General features: G+C 70.3%; 5 protein-coding genes. All 5 read right to left on the bottom strand.

Annotation, left to right across the window (positions count from 1 at the left end; genetic code table 11):
- Positions 1 to 103: 103 nt before the first annotated feature.
- The 5 genes from DL990_RS27015 to DL990_RS26995 all read right to left on the bottom strand — a co-directional run bounded on the left by DL990_RS27015 (position 104) and on the right by DL990_RS26995 (position 25,019).
- Positions 104 to 12,172 (bottom strand): non-ribosomal peptide synthetase, encoded by a 12,069-nt coding sequence (locus DL990_RS27015; RefSeq protein WP_125800321.1) that lies wholly within the window; start codon positions 12,170 to 12,172, stop codon positions 104 to 106.
- A gap of 509 nt (positions 12,173 to 12,681) precedes the next feature.
- Positions 12,682 to 15,780, bottom strand: a complete 3,099-nt coding sequence (locus tag DL990_RS41950) for a non-ribosomal peptide synthetase (RefSeq protein ID WP_158632655.1) — start codon at positions 15,778 to 15,780, stop codon at positions 12,682 to 12,684.
- 83 nt (positions 15,781 to 15,863) lie between these two features.
- The gene (locus tag DL990_RS27005; protein ID WP_158632654.1) at positions 15,864 to 22,091 is read right to left on the bottom strand and encodes a non-ribosomal peptide synthetase; all 6,228 of its coding nucleotides are present in this window, start codon (positions 22,089 to 22,091) and stop codon (positions 15,864 to 15,866) included.
- A gap of 2 nt (positions 22,092 to 22,093) precedes the next feature.
- Complete coding sequence (locus DL990_RS27000) at positions 22,094 to 24,046, bottom strand: ABC transporter ATP-binding protein (protein ID WP_125800318.1); 1,953 nt, start codon at positions 24,044 to 24,046, stop codon at positions 22,094 to 22,096.
- A gap of 130 nt (positions 24,047 to 24,176) precedes the next feature.
- Positions 24,177 to 25,019 (bottom strand): prephenate dehydrogenase, encoded by an 843-nt coding sequence (locus DL990_RS26995; protein WP_125789830.1) that lies wholly within the window; start codon positions 25,017 to 25,019, stop codon positions 24,177 to 24,179.
- Positions 25,020 to 25,051 lie beyond the last annotated feature (32 nt).

Raw genomic sequence — 25,051 nt, 5'->3', positions numbered from 1 at the left:
CTCGCGTGATCAGAGCCGTAACTCGCGTGATCGGAGCCGTATATGCGAGTTACGCCTCCAAGCACGTGAGTTACGGTCCCAAGCACGTGAGTGCGGTGTCTGATCACGAGAACCCGGCCTCGAGCTGATCCAGCTGGTCGGCGGAAAGCGCGATGAGCGCGCCTCCGGCGGGCTCCGGTTCCGGGGTGGTCTCGCCTTCGGCCGGGATCTCCTTGACGAGCGTCGCCAGCCGTTCCGGTGTCTTCTCTTCGAACACCTGCCACGGGCTCAGTTCCAGCCCGTTCCGGCGGGCTCGGGCCGACAGCTGCATCGAGGTGATCGAGTCGCCGCCGAGTTCGAAGAAGCTGTCGTCGGCACCCACCCGTTCCAGCCCGAGTACCTCCGCGAACAGTCCGCACAGCTTCGTCTCCAAGGCCGTGCGCGGGTTCCGCCCGGAGGTCATCCCGGCGAAGTCCGGCGCCTGGAGCGCCCGGTGGTCGAGCTTGCCGTTCGGGGTGAGCGGCATCTTCTCCAGCGCCACGAACGCCGCGGGCATCATGTACTCCGGCAGGCGTTCGGCCGCCAGTTCGCGCAACGCGGAAGCCGGCGTGCCGCCCCCGGCGGGGGCATCGGCCGAGGGCACGAAGTACGCCACCAGCTGCTTGTCGCCAGGGCCGTCCCGGTGGACGGCGACCGCCACCTGGGCGGCCAACGGGTGTTCCGCCAGCACGGCCTCGATCTCGGCGGGTTCGACCCGGTAACCGCGCACCTTGACCTGCGCGTCGGCCCGGCCGACGAAGTACAGCCTGCCGTCGGAACCCCAGCGGAACCGGTCGCCGGAGCGGTACATGCGGCCGCCGGGTGAGAACGGGTCGGCGACGAACCGTTCCGATGTCAGCCCCGGACGTCCGAGGTAACCGCGGGCGAGCCCGACTCCCGTGATGTAGAGCTCGCCCGCCACCCCGGGCGGCACCGGCTGAAGGAAGGCGTCGAGCACGTAGTGCCGCACGTTCCGGATCGGGCCGCCGAGCGGGACGACGTCGTGCCCCGGAGACAACGGGGCACTCATCGTCGAGCAGATGGTCGTCTCCGTCGGCCCGTAGGCCTGGATCATCCGACGGCCGGGAGACCAGCGGTCCACGAGCGCGGCGGGCAGGACCTCGCCGCCGGTCAATACGGTCCGCAGCGTGTCGGGCAGATCGTCCTCGCTTGCCAGCACACTCGGCGAAACGGTCAGGTGGGTGATACGCGCCCGGCGGATCGCGTCGCCCAACGTCACCCTCGGCGGCATGCTCGCCGGATCGGGCAGCACCAAGGTCGCGCCGGCGAGCAGGGACATGTAGAGCTCGGAGACGATGGCGTCGAATCCGATCGCGGACAACTGCAAGATCCGCGAGGACGAAGTCACGGCCATCCGCTCGATATGCGCGTGGCCCAGGTTGACGAGGCCGGAATGGGGGACCACGACGCCCTTGGGCACTCCGGTCGACCCGGACGTGTAAATGACGTAGGCCGCGTCTTCGGAGGCCACCGGCGGCAAGGCCACGTCCGGCTCGGCGGCGGGCGGTTCGTCCAGCACCAGCACCGTTCCCGCGAACCCGGCAGGCACGACCGCCCGGGTCGCCTCGGTGCACACCAGCACTTCGGGTGCCGAGTTCGCCAGCATGAATTCGACGCGCTCACGGGGATAGTCCGGATCGACCGGTACGAAAGCCCCGCCCGCGAACGTGACGCCCATGAGGGCGACCACCAGTTCGACCGAACGCTCGACCAGTACGCCGACCCGGGTTTCGCGCCGCACGCCCAGCCCCACGAGCACGCGCGCCAGTGTTTCGACCTCGACGAGCAATCCGCCGAACGACAGGCTCCGCGCCGCGTCCTCCACGGCCGTCGCGTCCGGTGTCCGCCCGGCCTTGGCACGGACCAGGGCGGGCAGTGTCTCGGCGGCGAGCGCCTCGTCCGTCCGGTTCCATTCCCTCACCACCAGGTGACGCTGCTCCGGACCGATCAGCTCGACGCGCCCCACCGGGATCCGAGGGTCGGCCACGACCTGTTCGAAGGCCCGGATGATCGACGCGAGGATCTCCTCGACCCGCGTCCGGTCGAACACGTCGGGGCGGAAGATGATCTCGCCGTGGACGCCACCTCCTTCGGACGCGCGGATGGACAGCGGGTAGTGCCCGGTGTCGTCCGGGATTCCGGCGGGTCGCAACGCGAGGACATCCGGGTCGTCGGACGGCCGCGGCGGGGGCGGGTAGTTCTCGAACACCACGATCGTGTCGAACGCGGCACCCGGACCGACGAGCTGGTTGATCTCGGCCAGCCCGATGTGCTGATGCGACATCGACGCGACCTGACGGTCCTGCAGGTCCGACAGCATGTCGAGGAACGGCTCCGCGCCGATGAGGCGGGCCCGGACCGGCAGCATGTTCATGAACAGGCCGACCGCGGATTCGACGCCGGGGATCTCGGGCGGGCGTCCGGCCACCGTGGTCCCGAAGACCACGTCGTCGCGTCCCGTCAACCGGGCCAGCAGCAGCGCCCAGACCCCTTGGAAAAGGGTGTTCATCGTCACGCCGTGCCCGCGGGTGAACTCCACCAGGCGCCGGCTCAGCTCGTCGTCGAGGTCGAAACGCACGCGGTCGGGTTCGATGGGCGTGGTGATCGTGTCCGGTGGCACGACGTGGGTCGCTTCGTCGAGCCCGGCGAGCGCGGTCTGCCACGCCTCCCGGGCGGCCGCCTTGTCCTGGCTGGCGAGCCAGGACAGGTACTCCCGGTATGACGTCGGGGCGGGCAGGGTCCGGCCGTCGCCGCCGGCTTCGTACGCCGCCATCACGTCGCCGAGGAAGACCGGAAGCGACCAGCCGTCGGCCGAGATGTGGTGCGACCTGAGCACGAGCCGGTGCCTTCGTTCGGTGAACCGCACGAGGTGCACGTGGACCAGCGGCGCTTGGGGCAGCTCGAATCGCGCGGCATAGGACTCCGCCTCGATCCGCTCGAACTCCGCCAGCGCCTCGTCTTCCGGCAGGTGGGACAGGTCGGTTTCCTGCCAGGGCAACGCCACCTCGCGGGCCACCGCCTGGACGGCCGTTCCCGACCCGAGCTGATGGAAGCTCGCCCGCAGGGCGGGATGCCGGTCGAGCAGGGTCTGCCACGACGCCCGGAACCGGGCGACGTCCAACGGGCCGTCGAGAGCGAGCGTCCGCATGCCCGCGTAGACGTCCGGGCCGCGCTCGTCGACCGCGTGGAACAGCAACCCTTCCTGGAGGGGGGAAAGCGGCCAGATGTCGTGCACGTCCGGGACGAGAGCCTCGACCTCCGCCACTTCCTGCCACGTCAGCGTGATGAGCGGGAAGTCCGACGGCGTGTGTCCCCCGGCGCTCTCGTCGCTGCCGACGTAGGCGGCGAGGCCGGTCAGCATGTCCAGCCATGCCTGGGCGAGCGACTCCGCGTCGGCCTCCCCGAGCAGCCGCTCCGCCCAGGTCACGGTGAGGGTGAACTCGGGTCCGGCCGCACCGTCCAGCACGACCGCGTCGATCTCCACGGCGTGCCGCAGCGGCAGGTCGTCCTCCGCCGTGCCGCCGATGGTCCCGGCCAGCCGCCAGGGTTCCGCGTCGCCGTCGGGCCGGGGCGAGAACCGGCCGAGGTAGTTGAACCCGATCTCCGCCGACGGCAGCGCCGCGAGCACCTTCCCGGTCTCGTCGCCGAGGTACCGCAGGATCCCGTAGCCGAGCCCGCCGTCGGGCACAGCTCGCACGTTTTCCTTGACCTGCTTCAGCAACCGACCAGGCGCGTCCGCCTCGGCGGGGTCGATCCCGGCCGTGTCCAACCTCAGCGGATGGACATCGGTGAACCAGCCGAGCGTCCGCGAAAGGTCCATGTCTTCGAGCGGCTGACGGCCGTGGCCTTCGACGTCCACCACGACGGCGGTGCCGCCGCGCCAGCGGGTCACCGCACCGGCCAGTGTCGCCAGCAGTACCTCGTGGACACCGCAGTGGAAGGCCGTGGTGGCCTTCTCGACGAGCACGCTCGCGCGGTCCCGCGGCAAGGTCCACGACCGGCGTCCCGAGGTCGCGATGGTGTCGCGCCGGGGATCGAGTTCGCCGACCCGAGCCTGTGCGCCGTCGAGGATCTCCTTCCACAGCTCCAGTTCCCCGGTCCGCGACGCCGCCTGGTCTGCCAGCGTCCGCGCCCAGCGCCGGAACGTGACGGGCGGCGGATCGAGCACCGGTCGCTCGCAAGCCGCTTGCAGATCCGCCAGCAGGACACGCCACGACACCACGTCGACCGCGAGGTGATGGGCGGCCATCACGAGCCGTCCCCCGCGACCGGGGCCCGCGTCCACCCACACCGCCTGGAGCATCACGCCCGCGACGGGGTCCAGCCGTCCGGCCGCCTCGTGGGCGTGGCGCTCCGCGATCTCGTCGATGTCGCCGTCTCCGGCCTCGACCCGTTCGAGCAGCGCCGCCGCGGCCACGGTTCCCCGCTCGGCCACGACCAGCCGGGATTCGACGACCCGGCTCCGCAGCAGATCATGGGTGTCGATCACCGCACCCAGACCGGCCGTCAGCGCCTCGAGCGACAGGTCGGCCGGCACACCCGCGGTCACCCACTGCGCCGGCCCGCCCCGCGCCATCGCACCGGGATCGCGCTCCAGCAACGCCCGCACGACCGGCGTCCAGGGCACCTCGCCGACGCCGTCGGCGACCTCGGCCCGCGACACGCCACGTTCGGCGACCGCCGCGATCCCCGCGGGGGTCTTCTGTTCGAAGACCTGTTTCGCCCCGAAGACGAAGTTCTCGCGCCGAGCACGGGCGGCCAACCGCATCGAAAGGATCGAGTCGCCGCCCAGTTCGAAGAAGCTGTCGTCCGCGCCGACCCGGTCCAGTCCGAGGATCTCGGCGAACAGGTCGGTCAGCACCCGTTCGGCCTCGGTCCGCGGCTCGCGACCGGCCGGTTTCCCGGCGAATTCGGGGGCGGGCAGGGCCGCGCGGTCGAGCTTTCCGTTGAGGGTCAACGGGAAGGTGTCCAGCACCAGCACGACGGCGGGCACCATGAACTCCGGCAGCCGCTCCGCGAGCCGCGCTCGGACCGCGTCGGATTCCAGTGCCTGCCCGGATTCCGCGGTGACGTACGCGATCAGCCGCTTCTCGCCGGGACGTTCTTCCCGCGCCACCACGACCGCCTGCGCGACGTCGGGTGCGTCGGTCAACGCCGCCTCGATCTCCCCCGGTTCGACGCGATAGCCGCGGATCTTCACCTGGGAATCGGCCCGGCCGCCGAACAGCAGCTCGCCGTCGTCCGTCCAGCGCGCGAGGTCTCCGGTGCGATACATCCGCTCACCGGCCGCGAACGGGTTCGCGACGAACCGCGGGGCCGTCGCGGTCGGAGCGCCGAGATAACCGTGTGCCAGACCGGCCCCGGCGAGGTACAGCTCGCCGGTCACGCCCGGCGCCACCGGCTGCAGGAACGCGTCGAGCACGTACGCCTTCCTGCCGGCCAACGGTCCTCCGATCGGCAGGACGTCACCCGTTTCGGCGCCGGGTTCGAGGACGAGCCAAGTGGCGCACAGCGTGCTCTCGGTGGGGCCGTACAGCTGCCGGAACCGGACGTCGGGGCAGGCGCGGCGCATCCGCTCGACGGAGGCGAGCGGCACCGCGTCGCCACCGGTCAGGATTTCGCGCAGGCCGGTGAAGGATTCCGGTGCTTCCTCGGCCACCACACGGAAAGTCCCGGCGGTCAGGTGAATGGTGGTGACGCCGCGTTCGACCGCCTCCCGCACCCGCTGCGCGTCGACCGCGCCCGGTTCCGCGACCACCACGGTGGCCCCGCTCACCAGCGGCACCCAGATCTCGACCAGCGACGCGTCGAAAGCGTGGGAAGCGTGCAGCAGTACGCGATCGCCGGGGCCCTGCGACCAACCCGGGTCACCCGCGAGGGCCGCGACACTGCCATGCGGCACCGAAACACCCTTCGGCACGCCGGTCGATCCCGACGTGTACATCACGTAAGCCGTGTCGTGCACGCCGACAGAGACCGGCGGTGCCTCGTGCTCCGTCGCACCCATGACCACCGGCTCGACGCCGTCCGGCACCGCGTCGCGGCTCGCCGCCACGCAGATCGCCAGCGCCGCACCGGAATCGGCCAGCATCCGCTCGATCCGCTCCGCGGGGTAGTCCACGTTCACCGGAACCTGCGCGGCCCCGGCCTTCCAGACCGCCAGCAGGGCGACGAGCAGATCCGCGCCGCGTTCCATCACGACGCCGACGCGGTCACCGCGCCGCACCCCCCGCGCGGCCAGGTACCCGGCCAGCCGGTCCGATTCCCGGTCCAGCTCGGCATAGGACAGCGTGCGTTCCCCGTCGACGACGGCCACGGCGTCGGGGGATTTCCCGGCCGTGCGCCGGAACAACTCCGGCACCGTGGTCCCGGACGTCGCCTCGCCCGTCGCGTTCCACCGCTCCACCACGGAAACGCGCGCCGGTTCGCTCGTCACACCGAGACGGCCCACAGGAAGCGACGCCTCCGTCGGCACCCGTTCCAGGACCCGCACGATCTGCCTGGCGACCTCGGCCGCCGTTCCCTCGTCGATCCGGTCGGGCCGGTAGGCCACGCGGATCCGCAGGGTCTTCCCCGGCGAGACGCTCATGGTCAGCGGATAGCCGGTGCCGGTCCTGGTCACGACCGAGCTGATCGAAACCCCGCCGTCGTCGCCGAGACCGTCGGCGTCGTGCGGGTAGTTCTCGATCATCACGATGGTGTCGAAGACCGCGCCCGGCCCGGCCGCCCGCTGCACCTGCGACAGCCCCAGGTACTGGTGCTCGGTCAACGCCGACTGACGGGTCTGCAGGTCCTGGAGCATTTCCAGCACCGGCAGGTCGCCGTCGAGGCGCACGCGGACCGGGACGGTGTTGATGAACATCCCCACCATCTGTTCCACGTCCGGCACTTCCGCGGGACGCCCGGACACGACCGTCCCGAAGACGACGTCCGTCCGGCCGGCCAACCGCGACAGCACCAGCGCCCACGCGCCCTGCAAGATCGTGCTCAAGGTCAGACCGTGACCACGCGCGAAACCGGTGAGGGCTCGCGTCGCGGCGTCGGGCAGCCATTCGGCGTGCTCACCCGGTACGACCATCGCCTTGTCCGCGTCGGCGTCCACCACGGTCGGTTCGTCGGCACCGGCGAGTTCGGCCTGCCACGCCGCCCGGGTCGCCTGCTCGTCCTGACGGCTCAGCCACGTCAGATAGTCCCGATAGGACGGTGACTTCGACGGACTTTGCCCGCCCGCGTACGCGATCGACACCTCGCCCAGGACGAGCGGCGTGGACCAGCCGTCGAGAAGGACGTGGTGCGACGTCAGCACGAAGCGGTGCCGCACCGGGCTGAGCTTGATCAGCATCAGCCGCAGCAGGGGCGCTTCGGTCACGTCGAATCGCCGCGCCTGGTCCTCGGCGAGCAGACGTTCGATCTCCGCGGCCGCGTCCGCCGCCCCGACCTGCGACAGATCGACCGCACGCCAAGGGATTTCGGCCTCGGCCGCGACGACCTGCACCGGTTCGCCGGAGCCCAGCTGGTGGAACCCCGTCCGGAGCGAATCGTGCCGGGCGATCACCCGGTTCCAGGCGGCACGCAGCCGGTCCGCGTCGAGGGGCCCGTCGAGGTCCAGGATCCGCTGGCTCTGGTAGACGTCGACGCCGTCATCGGCGACGGTCCGTTCGAAGAGCATGCCTTCCTGGAGCGGCGAAAGCGGCCAGATGTCCGTCAGGCCCGGCGTCGCGGCTTCCAGCTCGGTCACGTCCTGCTGGGTCACCTCGGCGACCGCGAAGTCGGACGGCGTGTGCCCGCCCGCGGCGGGATCGGCGGCGAGTCCGGTCAGCACCTCCAGCCAGGCCTCGCCGAGACGCTCCACCGCGGCGGGGTCGAGATCCCGGCCGTCGATGGCGAGCCCCAGCCGGGGCCCGTCCGGGGTGTCCTGGACCTCCGCGCCGACCTCCACGGGGTGGGCAAGGATCATGTCCGGACCGCCGCCGAGCGGCCCTTCGCCCGACGGCTGCCATGCCCGGTCCTTGGCGGAAAGGCTTGTCCTGCCGAGATAGTTGAAGCCGATCTGCGCGGACGGCAACGCGGCCAGCCTGGCGGCGGTGCCGGGGTTGAGGTAGCGCAGCAGCCCGTAGCCGAGTCCGTCGCCCGGGACGGCGCGGATCTGTTCCTTGGCGGTCTTGAGTAGCTGTCCCGCCCCGACCTCGAAGCGGACCGGGTGCACACTCGTGAACCAGCCCACGGTACGCAGCAGGTCCTCGCCGTCGGCGGCCTCACGGCCGTGGCCTTCGACGTCCACCAGCAGCGCTCCACCGGTCCCGCGCAGCCGCGTCACCGCACCGGCGAGACCCGCCAGCAGGACGTCTTGGATCCCGCAGTGGAAGGCTCCGGGCAGCCGGGTCAGCAGGTCGTCGGCCACGTCGCCGGACAGCGTCGAAGACCACGAGTGCGTCTTCCCCGGGCTCAGTTCCACGGCCGGTTCCGCGCCGTCGAGAAGGGCGATCCACTGTGCTGTCTCGGCCACGGTGCGCTCGTCGCGGGCCTGCTCGGCCAGCCTCCGCGCCCACTGCCGGTACGACGTCGTCACGGGTTCGAGAGCGGCGGTGGCGTCTTCGTAGGCCGAGCGCAGATCCGGCAGGATGATTCCCCACGAAACCGCGTCGACGGCCAGGTGATGCGCCACCAGCGCCAACCGGCCCTGACCGGTCTCCGGGGAGTCGATCCACACCGCGCGCAGCATGATCCCTGCCGCCGGGTCCAGCGTGCCCGTCGCCGTCCGGACCGCACTTTCGGCGGCCTCGTCCGGGTTCTCGGCCACCACCCGCGTCACCAAGGCGGCCGCGTCCACCGCACCCGGCTCGGGCACGATCAGCCGTCCCGTCTCCACCCGTGCCCGCAGCAGATCGTGGGTGTCCAGCACGGCTTGCAGGGCTTTCACCAGCACGTCCTGGTCGAATCCCGGCGGGGTCACGAAGACCCTGGCCTGTGCGAAGCCGGGCCGCACGGCGTTCTCGCCGAGGGCGAGCATCACCGGCGTCATCGGGATCTCGCCGACCCCGCTGTCCCCTGTATCCACTGTGGAGGGTGTCGGCCGGTCCTCCTCGGCCAACGCCGCCAGGCGCGCGGGAGTCCGGTGCTCGAACACCAGCCGCGGCGTCAGGGAGATCCCTTCACGCCGGGCGCGGGCGGCCACCTGCATCGACGAGATCGAGTCGCCACCCAGCTCGAAGAAGCTGTCCTCGACGCCGACCCGCTCCAGCCCGAGCACCTCGGCGAACACTCCACAAAGGACTCGTTCGTCCTCGGTCGACGGCTCGCGGCCTGCCGCCTTCGAGGAGAAGTCCGGTTCGGGCAGCGCCTGGCGGTCCACCTTGCCGTTGACGGTCAGCGGCAACTCGTCCAGCACCAGCATCGCGGCCGGGATCATGAATTCGGGCAGTGTGTCGGCGAGCTGTCCGCGCAACTGCTCCGCATCGACGTCCTGTCCCGCTTCGCCGACCACATAACCGATCAGATGCTCATCACGGGCGAGCACCACGGCCTGCGCGACGCCGGGCAGCGCGGCGAGCGCCACCTCGACCTCCCCGGGCTCCACGCGGTACCCGCGGATCTTCACCTGGTCGTCGGCGCGGCCGGCGAACGCCAGCGCGCCTTCGTCCGTCCAGTACGCCAGGTCGCCGGTCCGGTACATGCGCTCGCCGGGAGCGAAGGGATCGGCGACGAACCGCTCGGCCGTCAGCACCGAACGTCCCAGATAGCCTTGCGCCACACCGGCTCCGGCGACGTACAACTCGCCGGGCAGCCCCGCGGGCACCGGCCTCAGGAACGCGTCGAGGACGTAGACCCGCCGTCCCGCGAGCGGACGGCCGATCGGCAGCACCGACCCCAGGTCGTCACCGGGTTCGAGCAGCCACCACGTCGCGCACAACGTGGCCTCGGTGGGCCCGTAGAGATGCCGCACCCGCACGTCCGGGCACGTCCGCCGCACCCGCTCGACCGCCGCGGGCGGCACCGCGTCGCCGCCGGTCAGCACCTCGCGCAGGCCGGCGACCGACTCCGGTGCTTCCTCGGCCAGCACCCGGAAACTCCCGGCCGTCAGGTGCGCGGCCGTGACCCCGGCCGCGACGTGAGCGGCCAGCGCCTCGCCGTCCACGACACCCGAGCCGGCGAGCACCAGCCGCGCGCCCGACAGCAGCGGCACCCACATCTCGAACAGGGAGATGTCGAAAGCGTGCGAGGCGTGCATCAGCACGGCGTCGTCCGGGCCGACATCCCAGCCCGGTTCGCCGACCAGCGCCGCGACGTTGCCGTGCGACACCGCGACACCCTTCGGCGTGCCGGTCGACCCCGACGTGTACATCACGTACGCGACATCCTGTGCCGTCGCACCGATCGACAGCCGGGCCGACTCCGCGACCACCCGGCGGGTCTCCGGATCGTCGAGGACGATCGGTGCGAGACCGCCGTCCAGCACGGCGTCCCGATGCGCTTCCGTGCACACCACCGCGGCCGGCTCCGCGTCCGCCAGCATGAACTTCACGCGTTCCGCCGGATACGCGGGGTCCAGCGGGAGGTACGCCGCGCCCGCCTTCCACACCGCGAGCAGCGTCGCGATCAGGTCGGGCGATCGGTCCATCACCACGGCGACCCGGTCGCCGCGCCGGACTCCCTTGCCACTCAAGAAACCCGCGAGCCGCTCGGCGCGCTCGGCCAGCTCCCCGTACGACAGCGTCTCGTCACCGGCGACGACCGCGACCGCGTCGCGACGGCTTTCGCTCTGGCGCGCGAACAAGTCCGGTGCCAGCACGTTCGGCCGCGCCTCGGACGACACGCCCCACCGACCGAGCACCACTTCGCGCTCGGCCTCGCTGGTGACGTCGATGTCGGCGACGGTGAGGTCACCCGACAGCCGGCGCAGCACACCCGTGAACCGCTCGACGATGGCGAGCGCGGCGGCCTGGTCGTAAAGGTCGGTCAGGTAGTCGAGTTTGACGAGCATCGACTCGCCGGGGACGGCGACCAGCGTCAGCGGATAGTGGGCGGCTTCCTGGCCCTGGTTGACGCGAATGCCGAAGGGAGCGGCGGAATCCGGCCCGGCGAGCTCGCGGGGGAAGTTCTCGAAGACGATCAAGGTATCGAAGCTCGCGCCGGGTCCGGCAGCCTGCTGGATGTCCGCCAGCCCGACGAACTGGTCGGGAATCAGCGCCGACTGCCGTTTCTGCAACTCCGCCAGCATCTCGACGACCGGCGCCGCCCCACGCAGCCGCGCGCGCACCGGGACGGTGTTGAGGAACAGCCCCACCATCCCCTCCACGCCGGGCAGATCCGGCGGGCGCGCCGAGACGACCGCGCCGAACACGACGTCAGTCCGGCCGGTCAGCTGCGCCAGCACCAGCGCCCACGCACCCTGCACCACCGTGTTCAGCGTCAGGCCGTTACCGCGGGCCAGCTCCTCCAGCGATCGCGTGAGATCCGGGGGGAGTTCGACCGTGACACTCTCGGGGACGCCGGGCGCACGTCCCGGATCGGCGGGTGCCACCAAGGTCTGCGCCTCTAGGTCCCCTAGTTCCTTTGTCCAGGCCGAAAGCGCCTTGGTCTTGTCCTGGCGGCTCAGCCAAGCGAGGTATTCGCGGTAAGGCGTCACTTCCGGCAGCTCCGCCGCCGCGTACAGCGCCGACAACTCGTCGAACACGATGGGCAGCGACCAGGCGTCCATGATCGCGTGATGGCAGGTGACCACCAGCCGGTGACGGTCGTCGCCGAGCCGGATCAACGTCAGCCGCAGCAACGGCGCCGTCGCGAGGTCGAACCGCTTCGTCCGGTCCTCCTCGGCCAGCTCGCGCACGGCCTCATCGGTGTCGTCGAGATGGGACAGGTCGATCTCGCGCCACGGCAGTTCCACCTGCCTGGCGATGATCTGCACGGTCTCACCCGATTTACGCTGCCGGAAACAAGCCCGCAGCGAAGCGTGGCGGGCCAGCAATGCCTCCCACGCCGCGCGGAGCCTCGCCGCGTCCACCGGGCCGTCGAGCTCCAGCACCCAGTGTCCGATGTAGACGTCGAGCCCGTCACCGTCGTAGACCGCGTGGAAGACCAGCCCTGCCTGCAACGGCGACAGCGGCCAGATGTCCTCGATCCGCGACTGAGCCATCAATATCTCCCTCGATCAGCGAAGTTCTCCGGCGAACCGAGCTCGAATTCCTCGATCCCGTCCGGCGCGAAGCCGAGGCGCCGACGTCGAACACGGCATGTCCCCCCGCAGAATCGTCACCCGAAGGGGCGGCACGGACAACATGTCCAACGGGCGCTTTTCCTGCGGTGAAAAGCAAAAGGGGTCGGTTGGCGCCAGGCCGGTCCGTAGTCGCGGTCCGTGGGGATGTCGTGAAGGGTCCCTTTGAGACGATGAAGGTCTCAAAGGGGCCCTTCACGACCGTGACCTTGCCCGCCCCAGTACACGAAGGACCCCCTCCTTGTGCCTAGGTACAGGAAGGGGTCCTTCACGCGCAGCCGCTGTGACCGCTGGTGCACCTGAGGCGAACGTGGCGACGCCCGAGTCCGTGAAGGACTCCTTGAGGGACTCTGGGTCCCTCAAGGAGTCCTTCACGGACCGGCCGCCACCCGGCTCACCCTCAGCAGGTACCTATGAGAGAGAGACCGCACCTACACCGAGTCGAACTCGGACTCGAATTCCTCGATCTCGTCCCGCCCCATGTCGACCAGTTCGAAGTCGGCGGCGGGACGGCGGGCCGCGGGGACCTCGTCCGGTTCCTCTCCCAGTTCGACGAACGACGCGAGTCCCGCCGGTGTCCGGTACTCGAACACCTCCCGTGCGCCGAAGGCCATTCCTTCGCGACGGGCCCGCGCCGCCAGCTGCATCGAAGTGATCGAATCGCCGCCCAGCTCGAAGAATCCGTCGTCCGCGCCGACCCGTTCCAGCCCGAGCACGCCGGCGAAGAGCCCGCACAGCACCCGCTCGATTTCCGTGACCGGCTCCCGGCCGGAAACGCGTTCACCGAAGTCGGGCGCGGGCAGCGCCTCTCGATCGATCTTCCCGTTCGCCGTCACCGGCCACGCGTCCAGCGCGATCACCGCCGCCGGCACCAGGTGCTCCGGCAGCACCCGGGCGACCTGCTCGCGCAGCCGTCCCGGATGCGTCTCCTGATCGGACACGACGTACCCGATCAACCGTCCGTCACGTGCCACCACCACGGCCTGATCGACGCCCGGCTGATCCGTCAGTACCCCTTCGATCTCCCCCGGCTCCACTCGATAGCCGCGGATCTTGACCTGGTTGTCGGCCCGCCCGGCGAAGACCAGCTCGCCTTCGCCGGTCCGGTACGCCACGTCCCCGGTGCGATACATCCGTTCACCCGGCGCGAACGGATCGGCGACGAACCTCTCCGCCGTCAACGCCGTACGTCCCAGATAACCCTGTGCCACCCCGGCGCCCGCGATGTACAGGTCGCCCGCGACTCCCGGCGCCGCCGGGCGCAGGAAGACATCGAGCACATACAGCCGCCGTCCGGGCAGTGGCCGTCCGATGGGCAGCAACGGCCCTATCCGTTCACCGGGCTCGATCGGTTTCCACGTCGCGCACAGTGTGGTTTCCGTCGGGCCGTACGTATGCAGGACACGCAGCCGTGGGCAGGCACGCCGGACCCGCTCCACCACGTCGAGCGGCACCACGTCGCCACCGACCGCCACGTCGCGCAGGCCAAGGAAGGATTCCGGCGCCTCCTGCACAAGCGCGCGGAACTGCCCCGCGGTGAAGTTCACCGCGGTGAGACCGTCCGCCACATGGGCGGACAGCCGCTCCGCGTCGACCACGCCCGGCTCGGTGACGATCACCCGCGCACCCGATACAAGCGGCACCCACACGTCGTACAACGACGCGTCGAAGGTGTGCGGAGCGTGCATCAGCACCGCGCCACCGGCCTGGACGCCCCAACCGGGATCCCCGGCCAGCGCCGCCACGCCTCCGTGTGAGATCACCGCGCCCTTCGGGGCACCGGTCGATCCGGACGTGTACATCACATACGCCGGATCGTCCGCCCCGATCGGGACAACGGAGGTCTCGTGGCCGAGAGCGTCGTCCACGACGATCCGCCGATACCCGGGAGGCACCACACCCGAGGTCTCCGCTCGGCACAGCACCACCGCGACGGCGGAGTCGGCCAGCATGTAGGCCACCCGGTCAGTGGGGTAGCCGGGATCGACGGGGATGAAGGCCGCTCCCGCCTTCCAGACCGCGAGCCAGGCCGCCGGCACCTCCGCCGACCGCTCCAGCACCACCCCGACGCGGTCGCCACGCCGCACGCCCTGCGCCCTCAGCGCCGTCGCCAGCCGACCGGACCACTCGTCGAGCTCACCGAACGACCAGCTCCGGCCCCCGTCCGTCATCGCCGTCGCCTGCGGCGTCCGTTCCACCTGACGGCGGAACAGTTCCACCGCCGACGGCGCGTCCACCGTGTCGTCCGTTTCGTTCCAGCGCCCGACCACCAGCGCGCGGCCGACGTCGTCCAGCACGTCCAGCCTGCCGACGGCCGTCCCCGGCTCCGCGATCATCCGCTTCAGCACCAGGGTGAGCCCGTCCAGCGCCGACTTCGCGACGGAATCGGCGACGACGTCCGCGTGATACTGCAGTTCGATTTCGAGGCTCTCGCCCGGCATGACGCCCAGAGTGATGGCGTACGGCGTCGCCTGGGTGAAGTCCCGCAAAGTCAGGCTGAGCTCGGACGGCGAGTCCGTCGTCTGGCCGGCGTAGTTCTCGAACACGACGATCGTGTCGAAACCCGCCTCGCCCAGTTTCCGGATCTCCGGCAGGCCGAGATGGTGGTGCGCCATCATCTCGGCCTGCCTGCCCTGCAAATCCGTCAGCATCCCGAGAACGGACTGTCCACCGTCCAACCGCACCCGCACCGGCACGGTGTTGATGAACAGTCCCACGGTCTGGTCCGCGCCCGGCAGCTCGGCGGGCCGCCCGGAGACGACCGCGCCGAACACCACGTCACGACGGCGTGCCAGTCTCGCCAGCACCAGCGACCACGCCCCTTGGACGAGCGTGTTGAACGTCAGCCCGTGGCCGCGCGCGAAATCGGCCAGCGCGGAGGTGAACTCCGGCGAGTGGCGGACCACTTCGCTCGCGGGCAGCCCCGGGGCCCTGCCGGGGGTTTCGGGCAGTCCGAGCGCCGATCCGTCGGCGCCGTCCAGCTCCGCGCGCCACGCCGCCTTGGCGGCCTCCTTGTCCTGCTTTCCCAGCCAGGCCAGGTAGTTCCCGTACGAACCAGGGGGCCGCAGCCGCGTCCCGGCGCCGCCCGCCGCGTAGCTCTCGAGGAGATCCGCCTCGATGATCGCCCGCGACCAGCCGTCGATGAGCAGGTGATGGCTCGTGGTCACCAGGCAGTGTTTGTCCGGGCCGAGCCGGATCAGCATCAGCCGCAACAGCGGCGGCCTCGTGAGGTCGAACCGCGTGGCGCGTTCCTTCTCCGCGATCACGCTCGCCTCGGCCAGCGCGTCTTCCTCGGAAAGATCGGACAGATCGCGTTCGGCCCAGGGAAGCTTGACGTCCCGGGGAATGAGCTGGATCGTCTCGCCGTTCTTCCGCCGCTGGAAGCTCGCCCGGAGCGCCGCGTGCCTGCTGACGACGAACTCCCAGGATCTCCGGAATCGTTCCGTGTCCAAGGGTCCGTCGATGACCTGCGACTGCTGGATGAGGTGGATGTCCGGCGCCTCGTCGTCCAAGGAGGCGTGATAGAGCATTCCCGCCTGCATGGGTGAGAGCGGCCAGACTTCCGCCAGTGCCGATCCAGAAGGGGCCGATCCGGAAGTGGTGGTCGAAGTATTCACGATGCCCGGCCTTCGCTGAGTTCCGCTGCTAGTGCTTCGAAGCTCTCGATCTCGTCCTGGTCCAATTCGAGGAGACCGAAATCGGATGCGGTGTGCCCGCCAGCCGCGGGGTCTTCCGCCTGGGAAGCCAGTCCGGACAACACATCCAGCAATTCGCGGACGAGTCGTTCGATCGCGGCTTCGTCGAACGACTCGTCCGACCATTCGAGCATGAGGATCAGTTCCGGCCCGTCCGGCAGATCCTGGACGATCGCGTTGACGTCCAGGCCGTGCGGCACCGGCGTGTTCGCGTCCATCGAGCCGCCGATTTCCCCCGTCTGCCGCCAAGCCCGCACGTCGCTCTCGTCACCGGCGACGAACCGGCCGAGGTAGTTGAACCCGATCCGCGCCGACGGCAGCGCCGCCAGGACCGGCTCGGTCTCGCCGTTGAGATGGCGCAGCAAGCCGTAGCCGAGCCCGTCACCGGGCACCGCGCGCGACTGTTCCTTGACCACCTTCAACAACGTCCCGGCCGGCGAAGCACCGGCCACCACACCGGCGAGGTCGATCCCGGAGACGTCGAGGAGCACGGGATGCGTACTGGTGAACCAGCCGACCGTCCTGGACAGGTCCATGCCCTCGACTGGATGACGACCATGGCCTTCGACGTCCACCAGTACCGTGTCGCGTCCGTCCCATCGGGCCACCGCTCCCGCGAGCCCGGCGAGCAGGACCTCGTGCACCCCGCAGTGGAACACCACCGGGGCCCGCCCGACCAGGACCGACGTTTCGGCCGAAGGCACCACCCACGACCGCGACCGCACCTTCCCCGCCGGGGTCCGCTCAGTCTGTTCCCCTTGGCCGAGGATCGCTTGCCACGCAGGCAGTTCCGCGACCCGTTCGGCGGAGACCGCCCACTCCTCCAGCAGGCCCGCCCACCGGCGGAACGACACGCCGACCGGCTCGAGTTCCGGTTCCCGTCCCGCCGCCACCGCTTCGCACGCCGCTCGCAGGTCGGATGCCAGGACTCGCCACGAAACCCCGTCGACGACGAGGTGGTGCGCCGCCACGACCAACCGGCCCACCCGGTCCGGTCCGGCGTCCAACCACACAACTTGGACGACCACGCCTGCGGCCGGATCCAGCCGTCCGACGGCTTCCCGCGCCGCTTCGCCGGCGGCTTCGTCCAGCGAACCGCCTTCGACCTTCACGCGGGTGAAGGTCCCGGCCGAGCCGCGCTCGGCGACCACCAGCCGTCCGACGGCAACCCGTGCCCGCAGCATGTCGTGCGTGTCCAGCACCGCCGCCAGGCCTGCGCTCAGCGTCTCTTCCGTCAGGTCCGCGGGGGCGCCCAGCACCATCCACTGCGCGAAGCGCGGAGCCGCGACACCGTCGCCGAACAGCCGCATCACCGGCGTCAATGCCACGTCACCGATGCCATCGGTGGACCTGCCCGGATCCCGCTGGGGAACCAGCGCCACGAGCTGCGCGAGACGTTCGGGCGTCCGGTGCTCGAACACCTGCCGCGGGGTCAGCGACAGACCGTCGCGGCGCGCGCGGGAAGCGACCTGCATCGACGAAATCGAATCCCCGCCCAGCTCGAAGAAACTGTCCTCGACCCCGACCCGCGCCAATCCGAGGACCTCGGCGAACACCTCGCACAGGATCCGCTCGGCGTCGGTGGCGGGCTCCCTGCCGGCCGTCTTCGAAGAGAAGTCCGGCTCGGGCAACGCTTTCCGGTCGATCTTGCCGTGCGGCGTCAACGGCAGGACATCCAGCGCCATCACGGCCGCGGGCACCATGTACGCGGGCATCCGCTCCGCGAGACCCTTCCGGAGCTCCTCCGGATCGACGTCACCCGGCGACACGTAGGCGACCAACCGCCCCTCGCGGACGGTCACCGTGGCCTGGGTGACCTGAGGATGGTTGGACAGCGCGAACTCGATCTCACGCGGCTCGACGCGGAACCCGCGGATCTTGACCTGGTCGTCGGCCCGGCCGGCGGACACCAGCTCACCCTGCTCCGTCCAGTACGCCAGATCACCCGTCCGGTACATGCGCTCACCGGCGACGAACGGATCGGCGACGAAACGCTCGGACGTCAGTGCCGCGCGCCCGAGATAGCCCCGTGCCACCCCGATCCCGGCCAGGTACAGCTCACCGACGACCCCGTGCGGCAGCGGGCGCAGGAACGCGTCCAGCAGATAGCCGCGGACACCGGCGATCGGCCCGCCGAACGGGATCACCTCTCCGTGCGGCGCGAGCGGCATGCTCACGGTCGCGCAGATCGTGGTCTCGGTGGGCCCGTAGGCGTTGAGCATCCGGCGGTCGGCCGACAGCCGGTCCACCAGGCCCGGCGGGCAGAGTTCACCCGCCGCGGTCACCGTTTCGACCCCGTCCGGGAACACGTCGACGGTGGCCAGCACGGACGGCGGGGCCTTCACATGCGTGACGTCCCACCGTTCCAGCGTGTCGCTCAGCGAAGCCTGCGGCGGCAGATCCTCGTCCGGCGGCATCACCAGCGTCGCTCCCGAAAGCAACGCCATCATCACCTCGGAGACGATGGTGTCGAAGCCGAGCGCCGCGAACTGCAGGACGCGGGACGACGGTGTCACGGCGAGGCGTTCGATATGCGCCATCGCCAGGTTGCCCAGGCCCGAGTAGGTGACGATGACGCCCTTCGGCGTTCCCGTCGATCCCGACGTGTAGATCACGTACGCCGCGTCGCGCATGCCGACGTGCGGCAGGACCGCGCTCGGAGCGTCCGCCAGGTCCAGTTCGTCGAGCACGACGACCCGGTCCGCGAACTCCTCCGGCACCGCTCCGCGTGTCTTTCCCTGGCACACCACCAGCATCGGATCCGCGCTGCCGAAGATCAGCTTCACGCGCTCGGCCGGATACGCGGGGTCCACCGGGACGAAGACGCCGCCCGCCAGTGACACGCCCAGCATCCCGATCAGCCACCACGCGGACCGTCCGGCCACCAGCCCGACCCGGCGCTCCCGCTCGACCCCGGCCGCCCGCAGGACGGCGCCGAACTTCGTCGCCCGCTCCCACAGTTCCGCGTAGGTCAGGTCGCCCTCGCCGTCGGAGACCGCCACGGCGTCCGGCCGTTCGGCCGCCATCCGCCCGATCAGCGACGGCAACGGCTCGCCGTCGAGCAACGCGGGTTCCCAGCGCGGCAACGGGATCTCGCCCAGATCGGTCCGCCCGACGAGAGCGGACGGATCCTCGACGACCGCGCCGAGGGCACCGACGAACCAATCCAGCATCCCGTCGGCGACGGCTTCGTCGATCTGCCCGCGCCAGTAGGCGAGCTGGATCCGGAACCGCTCCCCCGGGATGACACCGACGGTCACCGGGTAGTGCGTCCCCTCGACCGTGCCCAGATACGTGAACTGGTCGGCGAAGTCCCGCGGATAGTTCTCGAACACCAGCAGCGTGTCGAACATCGCGCCGGGTCCGGCCGTCTTCTGGATCTCCGTCAGCCCCAGATGCTGATGCGGCATCAAAGCCACCTGACGGCGCTGGAGCGCGGCGAGCATGTCCACGACCGTTTCCCCGCCGTCCAGCGAGACCCGCACCGGGATCGTGTTCATCATGAGCCCCGGCATCGACTCGACGCCGGGGAGTTCGGCGGGACGGCAGGCGACCGTGGTGCCGAACACCACGTCGGTCCGCCGCGCGAGCCGCGCCAGCACCAGCGCCCACGCGCCCTGCACCACCGTGTTCAGCGTCAACCCGTGGTCACGAGCGAAATCGGTCAGCCGGGTATAGAGCTCCCGAGAAAGATGGGTGACGCGGTAGTCGTATTCCGCCGCGGTGTCCGACTTGGCGACCAGCGCCGGCACGTCGATGTCGGACAGTTCGGCCTGCCACGCCGCGCGAGCCGAGTCCTTGTCCTGCCTGTCCAACCAAGCCAGATAGTCGCGATACGAGGCGGCCGTCCGGTCCGGGAACCGGCCATCGGCGGTGTACGCCTCCGACACCTCGTTGAGGATCACCGCCACCGACCAGCCGTCGGTCAGGATGTGGTGATTGACGACCAGCAGCCGGTGCCGGTCCTCACCGACCCGGATCAGCACGAGCCGGAACAACGGCGCCTTGGCGAGATCGAACCTGTCCCGCTGTTCCGCCGCGGACAGCGCCTTGATGGCCTCTTCAGTGTCGTCGATATCGCTCGTACCGGTCAGATCGACCTCGCGCCACGGCAGCTCGACGCGTCCGGCGACGGCCTGCACCGCCTTGCCCGACGCGAGCCGGTGGAAGGTGAGCCGAAGCTCGGCGTGCCGGGCGAAGACCGCCTCCCACACCGATCGCAACCTGGCCACGTCCAGCGGACCGGTCAGCTCCACGATCCACTGGGTCTGATAGATGTCGGGACCCTGGTCGTCGAGGGTCGTCTGGAAGAGCAGTCCCGCCTGGAGCGGCGCCAGCGGCCAGACCTCCACCGCGTCCGGGACCGCGGCCGCCAGTTCCGCCTCGTCTTCCGGGGTCAGCTCGATCAGGGGGCCGTCCGCGGGCTTCTCGGCTTGGACGGCGCTCGCCACGGCGGCCAGCCGCGCGGGGGTCTGCTCCCCGAAGATCTGGGCCGGCGTCACCAGCAGGCCGGCTTTGGCCGCACGGGCCGCCACGCGCACCGCGAGGATCGAGTCCCCGCCCAGCTCGAAGAAGCCGTCGTCGACCCCGGCCCGCTCGGTGCCGAGCACCTCGGCGAACAGTCCACAAAGGACACGCTCCGCCTCGGTGGCGGGCTCGCGCCCGTCGGCCTTCGCGGTGAAGCCTGGTGCGGGCAACGCCGCCCGGTCCACCTTGCCGTTGCCGGTCAGCGGCAGCGCGTCGACCGTCATCACCACGGCCGGGACCAGGTATTCCGGCAGCACCGCCGCGAGCCGTTCGCGAACGAGAGCCGGTTCCACGTCCGCCACCACGTAACCGATCAGGCGGCCGTCGATCGGCACCACGACGGCCTCGTGGACGTCCGGCTGCGCGGTCATCGCCGCTTCGACCTCGCCGGGTTCGATGCGGAACCCGCGGATCTTCACCTGGTCGTCGACGCGGCCCGCGAAGAGCAGCTCACCGTCCGGTGTCCACTTCGCCAGGTCGCCGGTCCGATACATCCTCTTGCCCTGCGCGAACGGATCCGCCACGAATCGCTCCGCCGTCAGCCCCGGCCGGTCGAGGTAACCGTCGGCCAGACCGGCACCGGAAAGGTAGAGGTCGCCGACCACGTCCGGCGCCACCGGCCGCAGCGTTCCGTCGAGCACCCAGGCCTCGCGGCCGGGCAGCGGACGGCCGATCGGCAGCACCGAAACCGGCTCGTCGTGCGGTTCGAGCACGTGCCACGTGGCGCACAACGTCGTTTCCGTCGGCCCGTACAGATGCCGGATCCGGGCACCGGGCGCGGCCATCCGGACGCGCTCCACCGCGTGCGCGGGCACCAGGTCCCCGCCGGTCAGGATCTCACGCAGACCCGCGAACGACTCGGGTGCTTCCTCCGCCACCGCACGGAAACTGCCCGCGGTCAGATGCGCCCGCGTCACCCCGCCCGCGACCGCCTCCCGCAGCCGTCGCGCGTCCACGGGTCCCGGCTCGGCGATCACCACCCGGGCACCGGACACCAGCGGCACCCAGATCTCGCACAGGGACGCGTCGAAGGAATGCGGCGCGTGCATGAGCACCGCGTCGTCGGGTTCCATCCCCCAGCCGGGGTTCCCCACCAGTTCCGCGACGCTGGAATGCGGGACCGCGACACCCTTCGGAGTGCCCGTCGAACCGGACGTGTACATCACGTACGCCAGGTCTACCGGGCGCGCCGGGATGACCGGGGCGCCGACTGTGCTGTCCGCTTCATCCGTGACGACGAGCGATTCAGCCCCTTCCGGAACGCGATCGCGCGTCGCGGCCGAGCACAGCATCAGCGACGCGCCCGAATCCGCCACCATGAACGCCACGCGCGGCGCGGGATACGAAGCGTCCACCGGGACGTACGCCGCGCCCGCCTTCCAGACGGCGAGCAGCGCCACCAGCAGATCCGCCGAGCGGTCCAGCATGACCGCGACCCGTCCGCCGAGGCCGGCGCCCCGGCCGGTCAACCGCGCGGCCAGCTTGCTCGCGAGGTCGTCGAGTTCCCGGTAGGTGAGGATCCGCTCCCCGTCGGCAACGGCCACCGCGCCGGGTGCCCGGTCCACCTGCCTGGCGAAGAGAGCCGGCACGGTCAGTGCGGCCTGCGCTGCGGAACTCATCGTCATCCCCCACGAACCGCGTGCCGCACCGGCTCGGGCTCGTCGTCGAACCCGGCCCCGTCACTTTCCGGCCGGGCTCCGTTCCGGTCCGGCCTGGCGAACTGCGTGTGATACAGCTCCGCGTAAAGACCGCCCTCGGCCAGCAATTCCTCGTGTGTCCCGCGCTCCCGGACCAGCCCGCCGTCGATCACCAGGATCTGATCGGCCTCACGGATCGTGGAGAGCCGGTGGGCGATCACCAGCGAGGTACGGTCGCGCAGAGCGGTCTTCAGTGCCCGTTGGACAGCGGCCTCCGACTCGGAGTCCAGATGAGCGGTCGCTTCGTCGAGCACGACGATCGCGGGCGCCTTCAGCAGCAAGCGGGCGATGGCCAGTCGTTGCTTCTCCCCACCCGACAAGCGATAGCCGTGATCGCCGGTGATGGTGTCCAACCCGCCGGGGAGGGATTTGATCAAGTCCCAGATCTGGGCACCTTCACACGCCTCGATCAACTCGTCCTCGGTCGCGGTGGGGCGAGCGTAGAGCAGGTTCTCCCGGATGGAGTCGTGGAAGAGATAAGTGTCCTGGCTGACCACCCCGACGGTTTCACGGAGCGAATCGAAGGTGAGATCCCGCAGGTCGTGGTCACCGACGCGCACGACCCCGGAAGTCGGGTCGTACAGCCGGGACACCAAGTGGGTGAGGGTGCTCTTTCCCGCCCCGGAAGGGCCGACGAGCGCGGTGAGGGTCCCGGCCGGCACGTGGAAGCTGACGCCGCGCAGGACCTTCGCCGTCCTTTGCCCGTTTTCCCGTTCGGCCCGCACGTGCTCCAGCGACGGCAGGGAAACCTCGTCCGCGGTGGGATAGCGGAACGACACGTCGTCGAATCGGACGTCCGGTGTCCTGTTCCTGGCGAGCGCGACCGCGTCGGGGCTTTCCTTGATCAGCGGCTTCAGGTCGAGCAGCTCGAAGACCCGGGAAAAGGCCACCACCACGGTCAGCGCGGACTCCTGCATCCCGGACAGCTGGGTGATCGGCCCGAACAGCCGTCCCAGCAGGGTCGCGATGGCGACCAGCGTGCCGAGCTGGAATACCCCGGCGATCACGAGCCCACCGCCGACCCCGTAGACGAGCGCCGTGGCGAGCGAAGCCATCAGCGCCATGATGACGAAAGCCATCCGGCCGTACACCGACAGGCGGACACCGATCCCGCGGATCCGTCCGGCACGGGCTTCGTAATCGGCCTTCTCCTCCGCCGGACGGCCGAAGAGCTTGGAGAGCATCGCCCCCTGAACGTTGAACCGCTCCTGGAGAAGCCCGCCCAGAGAGGAGTTCGCCTCCATCAGCCGCCGGGTGTGCCGCTGGATCAGCCTGCCCCCGTAGACCCAGGGCACGAGGAAGACCGGGATCAGCACCAGCGAGACGAGGGCGACGAGCCACGAAAGGTAGAACATCGAGGCCAGCACCAGCACGATCGTGACCGCGCTGGTCGCCGCCATCAGCACGGAACTGAACGCCTGCTGCGCCATGACCAGTTCCGTGTGCAGCCTGCCGACCAGCACGCCGGTCTGGGTACGGGTGAAGAACGCGATCGGCAAGCGCCGGACATGGTCGATCGCCTGAACCCGGAGGTCGTAGGTGACCCCCTGCCCGATCCGCCCGGAAATGTAGCCCGACACCAGTGCCAGCAGCGCGCCCACCACGGCGAGTCCGGCGGCCAGTGCGGCCATCGAGACCACGGTCCCGAGGTCGTTCTCGAGAATGCCGCCGTCGACCAGTTCCTTCAGCAGCAAGGGGGTCGCGACGATGATCAACGACTCCAGTGCGGCGACGAGGAAGAAGAGCGCCACCTTTCCGATATGCGGCCGGAAGTACGAGAGCACCCTGCGCAGGGTCCCCGGCCGGATCCTGGTCTGCCAAGGATCGGGGTCGTCATCGCTCTTCTTCACCCCCCCGAAGCGCATCACTACGTCCATACAGGCACCCCTCTCACACGCGAAGTCGGCGATCTCAATCGTGCTGAATCGTGTCGTTGTCCACGAGTGGGCGCGGGCGAACATCCGCGGCACCGGGATCACCGCTCGTTCCCGCACCGTCCACAAGGGACTACCCCGGCGAAACCGGTGTTCCGGGAATCCTGGCGTGGCCGCACACCCCGCGCCGCAGCAGCTCCGTCAGCTCTTCGAGATCACCGGACCGCAACGCCGAAGCCGCCGTGACGAGTTCCGCCGCGATCCGTTCGAGCACGTCTGCCACCGGCACCGCGTTCCCGGCGAGGATCATCCGCCACAGCAGGGGATTCCCGGCGGCGATACGAGTCACGTCGCGCAGCCCCTGCCCCGCCAGGCCCAGCGTGACGTCGTCACCGGCGGACAGGCTCGCCGCCACCGCCGAGGCCACCACGTGCGGCGCGTGCGACACCAGCGCCACCGCCGTGTCGTGTTCGCCCGCGCCCACGGTCACCGCCTTCGCCCCGCATATCGACACCAGGTCACGGACGAGCCGCACCGCGTCCGTTTCCGTCTCGCCGCCGGGACAGAGCGCCCAAGGACGGCCCGAGAAAAGGTCGGCACGGGCCGCGGCCGGGCCGGATCGCTCCCTGCCGGCGAGTGGATGTCCCGGCACATAGGAAGTCTGGTCGCAGCCGAGCCGCACCGCGTCGGCGATCGGGCCCGCCTTGACACTGGCCACGTCGGTGTACGCCCGCGCGACCTGCTGCTTCTGGAGGTCCGCCAGCCGCTCCCCCACGAGCTGCGGCGGCACGGCGATCACCGCGAGGTCCACTTTCTCGCCGGTCCACTCCTCACCGGCTCCGAGCTCCACAGCCAGCCGGAGGGCGAGCACGTCGACGTCGGTGAGGCGAACCGCCACGCCCTTGTCACGCAGGGCCAGTGCGACCGAGGTGCCGATCAACCCGGTACCGACTACGAGCGCCTTCTCGATGGTCACCACTACTTCTTAAGCCGCACGACGAGCGCTGT

This window comes from Amycolatopsis sp. WAC 01416 (assembly GCF_003947485.1).
GTDB lineage: Bacteria > Actinomycetota > Actinomycetes > Mycobacteriales > Pseudonocardiaceae > Amycolatopsis.
Note: the sequence above shows the minus strand (reverse complement) of the source record. Positions and strands in the feature narration are given on the sequence as shown.

Bases quoted from the DNA above. Each gene is read 5' to 3' on its own strand.
- DL990_RS41950 (WP_158632655.1), bottom strand. From the start codon at position 15,780: ATGCTCTATCACGCCTCCTTGGACGACGAGGCGCCGGACATCCACCTC.
- DL990_RS27000 (WP_125800318.1), bottom strand. From the start codon at position 24,046: ATGGACGTAGTGATGCGCTTCGGGGGGGTGAAGAAGAGCGATGACGAC.
- DL990_RS27015 (WP_125800321.1), bottom strand. From the start codon at position 12,172: ATGGCTCAGTCGCGGATCGAGGACATCTGGCCGCTGTCGCCGTTGCAG.
- DL990_RS27005 (WP_158632654.1), bottom strand. From the start codon at position 22,091: ATGAGTTCCGCAGCGCAGGCCGCACTGACCGTGCCGGCTCTCTTCGCC.